The 4957-nt window shown below is 63.6% G+C and carries 2 protein-coding genes and 2 pseudogenes; 2 read left to right on the plus strand and 2 right to left on the minus strand.

Going from position 1 to position 4957, the window contains the following annotated elements; all coding sequences use genetic code 11:
* A pseudogene (locus tag ENZ75_RS20745) lies at positions 1–438 on the plus strand (ABC transporter permease); the annotation flags it as partial.
* 147 nt (positions 439–585) lie between these two features.
* Here the strand turns inward: ENZ75_RS20745 and ENZ75_RS20750 are convergent.
* Together ENZ75_RS20750 and ENZ75_RS20755 are read right to left on the minus strand one after the other, a co-directional pair.
* Complete coding sequence (locus ENZ75_RS20750) at positions 586–3186, minus strand: UvrD-helicase domain-containing protein (RefSeq protein WP_128278277.1); 2601 nt, start codon at positions 3184–3186, stop codon at positions 586–588.
* 90 nt (positions 3187–3276) lie between these two features.
* On the minus strand, positions 3277–4107 hold the full coding sequence (locus tag ENZ75_RS20755; RefSeq protein WP_013530997.1) for a DUF2059 domain-containing protein: 831 nt from the start codon (positions 4105–4107) through the stop codon (positions 3277–3279).
* Positions 4108–4301: 194 nt separating this feature from the next.
* Between ENZ75_RS20755 and ENZ75_RS20760 the strand changes: the two are divergent.
* Positions 4302–4957 (plus strand): annotated as a pseudogene (locus ENZ75_RS20760) (membrane-bound PQQ-dependent dehydrogenase, glucose/quinate/shikimate family); the annotation flags it as partial.

The raw sequence follows: 4957 nt of genomic DNA on the forward strand, positions 1-4957 counted from the left end.
GGCTTCGTCGTGCTGTCGGCGATGCTCTACAACCGGCACCGCTTCGGCGCGCAGGTGAGGGTGGTCGGCGACAATCCAGACAGCGCCCAGCAGATGGGCATCGACGTCAAGCGTGTGCGGGTGAAAGTGTTCGTCTTCGTCGGCATCGGCGCGGCCATCGCCGGCACCTTCTCGGTGATGATCAACTTCACCTGGTGGCCGACCGCCGGCGACGGCTATCTCCTGCCGGTGCTGGCCTCGGTGTTCGTCGGCGGCACGCCGACCTGGGGCGGCATCGGCACCGTCGTCGGCGGCGCCATCGGCGCGGTTACCGTGTCCTTCATCCAGACCGGCGTCGTGGCGGCGGGATTAAGCGGTTTCTATGTGCAGTTCTTCAACGGGCTGATCATCATCCTGTCGCTGCTGGGGCACAAATGGAATCAGGCGCGGTATCGGTGAGGGGCTGTTTCGTTGGCGGACCGCATGCCTTGACGATTGGCGTAGACATCAATCACTTCGTCATCCACGGGTCTGCGCCGCGTCGCTACCCTCCTTGCTTCGCCCGTGGATGACGAAGGTGAGGCTTCCGCGGGGAAAACGCCATCTTCACACCGCGGCGACAAACCCGTCCAGCACGCGTTTCTGGCCGGCTTTGTCGAAGTCGATGGTCAGCTTGTTGCCTTCGATGGCCGAGATGTTGCCGTTGCCGAATTTCTGGTGGAAGACACGGTCGCCGACGTTGAAGGCGGACGGCTTGTCGGAGACGGATTTGGCGACCAGTTCGCCGTCGATGGTGCGGCCCTTGACCGAGGTGCGGCCGGCGCCGTAGCCGCTGTCCGTCTCGCCGTAGCCGATGCGCTCGACCTGGTGGCCGGAGCGCGAACCCCAGTTGCGGTCGGTCGCCTCGGTGCGGTTGGCCTGCGCCCGCTGCCAGCCCGGCGTCGCATAGGTGTTGGAGAAGGCGCCGGATTTTTCGCTGTCGGCGCCGACATTGTCGAAGCGCGAGGCGCCATAGGGGTTCTGCCGTCCTGCGCCCTGGCCGCCGCGGCCGGAGGCAAAGGAACCGCCGCCATAGGAATTGCCGTAGCCGCCGTAGGAGTTGCCGCTTTCAGCGACCTCGACATGGGCGTTCGGCAATTCCTCGAGGAAACGCGACGGGATCGTCGACTGCCACAGGCCATGGATCTGGCGGTTGGAGACAAACCAGATATGCAGGTTCTTCTTGGCCCGCGTCAGGCCGACATAGGCGAGGCGGCGCTCTTCCTCCAGCCCGGAGCGGCCGCCTTCGTCGAGCGCGCGCTGATGCGGGAACAGGCCTTCCTCCCAGCCGGGCAGGAAGACGGTCTCGAATTCGAGGCCCTTGGCCGAATGCAGCGTCATGATCGAGACGGCGTCGAGCCCGGCATTCTGTTCGGCGTCCATGACCAGCGCGACGTGCTCGAGGAAGGAGCGCAGCGATTCGTACTCCTCCATCGAGCGGATCAGCTCTTTCAGGTTCTCCAGCCGGCCGGGGGCTTCCACCGAGCGGTCGTTCTTCCACATGTCCGTGTAGCCGCTCTCTTCGAGAATGGTCTCGGCGAGTTCGGTGTGCGGCGTGGTTTCCAGCGCCTTCTGCCAGCGCTCGAAATTGGCCGCCACTTCGCGCAAGGCGGCGCGCGGCTTCGGCTTCAACTCGTCGCTTTCGGCGAGCTTGGCGGCGGCCTCCAGCATAGGGATGCGCAGCGCACGGGCGGTGTCGTGGATCTGGCGGATGGTGGCTTCGCCCAAGCCGCGCTTGGGCACATTGACGATGCGCTCGAAAGCGAGGTCGTCGGCGCCCTGCGCGACGACACGGAAGAAAGCCATGGCGTCGCGGATTTCCAGGCGCTCGTAGAAGCGCGGGCCACCGATGACGCGGTAGTTGAGGCCGAGTGTGATGAAGCGATCCTCGAAGGCCCGCATCTGGAAGGATGCACGGACAAGAATAGCCATGTCGTTGAGATTGTGCTTCTGGCGCTGATAGGCCTCGATGGTCTCGCCGATGGCGCGGGCTTCTTCTTCGGAATCCCAGGCGGCGTGGACATTGACCTTGCCATCCTCGGGATCGTTGCGATCCGTGAACAGCGTCTTGCCGAAGCGGCCCTCATTGTGGGCGATGAGGTGGGAGGCGGCACCAAGGATGTGCGCGGTCGAGCGGTAGTTGCGCTCCAGCCGGATGATGGTGGCGCCGGGAAAATCCTTGTCGAAACGCAGGATGTTGTCGACCTCGGCGCCGCGCCAGCCATAGATGGATTGGTCGTCATCGCCGACGCAGCAGATGTTTACGGTGGCGCGGGTTTCGGCCGAAGAGCGCCCAATCTCCCCCTCAAGGGGGGAGATCGGCTTGCCTTGAGGCCTTTGCGCCAACAGCCGCAGCCACATGTACTGGGCGGTGTTGGTGTCCTGGTACTCGTCGACGAGGATGTACTTGAAGCGCTTATGGTATTCCTTCAGCACGTCCGGATTGGCGCGGAAGATGCGGATCGGGTGGCAGAGCAGGTCGCCGAAATCGCAGGCGTTCAGCGTCTTCAGCCGCTCCTGATAGGCCTTGTAGAGTTCGCGGCCCTTGCCGTTGGCGAAGGCGCGCGCGTCGCCCTCGGCAATGTCGGCGGGGCCTTGCCCCTTGTTCTTCCAGCCGTCGATCATCTGGGCGAACTGCTTGGCCGGCCAGCGCTTGTCGTCCAGACCTTCGGCCTGGATCAGCTGCTTGATCAGCCGCACGACGTCGTCGGTGTCGAGGATGGTGAAGTCGGAGCGCAGGCCGGCGAGTTCGGCATGTCTGCGAAGCAGCTTCACTCCAATCGAGTGGAAGGTGCCGAGCCACGGCATGCCCTCTACATTGTCTTCGCCGATCAGCACGCCGATGCGGATCTTCATCTCGCGCGCGGCCTTGTTGGTGAAGGTCACCGCGAGGATCTGCGACGGAAACGCCTTGCCGGTGGCGAGGATGTGGGCGATGCGGGTCGTGAGCACGCGGGTCTTGCCGGTGCCGGCGCCGGCCAACACCAGAACCGGGCCCTCCGTTGTTTCAACAGCTAGCCGCTGCTCCGGGTTGAGGCCCTTCAGATAGTCGGGTGCGTTGTTGTGTCCGCTGCGGGCAGCCATGGCGCGCGCGGCGATACCCGACGGGGCCGAGGGCCGCGCATTGGGTTCGTCGAAAAAGGGCATGTCTTCGGAAAAGCCGGACATCGCCCCGAATGTAGTGATTCGGTGGCGAAAGACCAGAACTGTCTACGTTTTGTTCCGCTAAAGTGCTGGTGGCAAGGATGTACGGGCTGTTCAGGCCTTGCGGTAGCCGAGAGCGACGAAAAATCGCTGCCCTAACGAACGCGCCTCATCGGTCATCACGGCGCCGAGTGCCGTCTGCATCCGGTCGTAGTAATGGCTGCCCGCAGGGGACGCGAGAAATGCCGCGTAAAGCCTGAGATCGTCGAGCGACAAGTCACGATAGGCGAAAGCATTTCCTTCCATGATCCCCTTTTCGGCTTTTTCACGAAGGTTGCCGGCCTGCTTATGCACCAGCACCATTATCTGCTGATCCGATAAAGGCTGCCCGGCTGCCGCGAGCATTCCCGAAACCATCGCATAGCCCATGTTCAATGCGATCGCTTCAGCCATGTCCACGGCGCTGGTATCGTCGACGATTTTCCGGTACAGCGCGAGCCGTGCCGGATCTCCCGCCTGAAGTCCTCCAAGGATTTTCGGACCTTCGATCTTCTTGCGCCCCAGGGCTTGCGGATCGGACGCTTGGATCTCCAGGGCTGTGACCCGCCTGCCCAATGGTGAATCGAAGAAAGCAGCCAGATCGGTGAGATCGACGGGCTGCAACCGGCCCGTCATCCGCGCCTCTACGGCTTTCTCCATCCTGTCAGCGTCAAAAGCGCCTTCAGCGGCGGCGGACAAGGCTTCCTTGACTTTTTCCGGCCCCGGCACGGATTTGATGCCGGCGACTATGCTTGGGCCGAGGCCGGCCAGCATCTCGTGGAAGCCGCTTGCCTTGTTGATCTCCTCGAGCGTTTGTGCCGACGCCGGTTGACTGCCAGCCATAAGCACGACGAAGCCGAACAGCGCGCCGGCAATGCGCATCCATGGCGGAAAGACGAAGGGCATGACTCGGTCTACTCCACGGTGATGCTGCGACGGAGACTGCTCGATAACCCGACCGCAGGCAAGATGAATTGCCACCTTGGCGTGTGGGCCAGCTTGACAGGCGGGGCGGGCAGGAGAAAGCTGTGCGCAGGGCAGGAACGGGACATCGGGCTGTCCTTGGCGTGGCAAAGCGCAACAGTCGAAGGAGTATCATCTTGGCTGTCACCATCACCTCCCTCATTCTTTTCCTCATCGGCCTGGCACTCGGCGGCGGCGGCATCCGCCTGGCGATGCTGGGCGGCAGCTGGTACTATGTCGTTGCTGGCCTTGCCTTCCTGATCGCCGCCTGGCTGCTCTACCGGCGCCGGTCCACCGCACTGTGGCTCTACGCGGCGATCGTGCTCGGCACGCTGGCCTGGGCGGTCTGGGAAACCGGCTTCGACTGGTGGGAACTCGGGCCTCGCGGCGGCGTCATCGTGCTTCTCGCTTTATGGCTGCTGACGCCGTGGGCGAGACGGGGTCTTGTCGGCCCTGACGCACGCGCGCCGCTGATCCTTGCCGTGCTGGCATCACTGGCCGTCGCCGGTTATTCGATGACTTCGGATCCGAAGGACATTGCCGGCGAACTCGGCACCGACAAGGTGGTCGCCAACGCCAATCTCGGCAATGACGTGCCGGCCGGCGAGTGGCACTATTACGGCCGCACGCAGTTCGGCCAGCGCTATTCGCCGCTCGACCAGATCACACCGGACAATGTCGCCAAGCTGCAGCCTGCCTGGACCTACCAGACCGGCGACGTGAAGGGACCGGACGATGTCGGCGAGACCACCTATCAGGTGACGCCGCTGAAGATCGGCGACACGCTCTACAT

The sequence above is a fragment of the Mesorhizobium sp. M7A.F.Ca.CA.002.04.1.1 genome (assembly GCF_004022805.1).
GTDB classification, from domain to species: Bacteria; Pseudomonadota; Alphaproteobacteria; order Rhizobiales; family Rhizobiaceae; genus Mesorhizobium; species Mesorhizobium ciceri.

Excerpts from the sequence above, each read along its gene's own strand:
- ENZ75_RS20750 (WP_128278277.1), bottom strand. The coding sequence starts at position 3,186 with ATGTCCGGCTTTTCCGAAGACATGCCCTTTTTCGACGAACCCAATGCG.
- ENZ75_RS20755 (WP_013530997.1), bottom strand. The coding sequence starts at position 4,107 with ATGCCCTTCGTCTTTCCGCCATGGATGCGCATTGCCGGCGCGCTGTTC.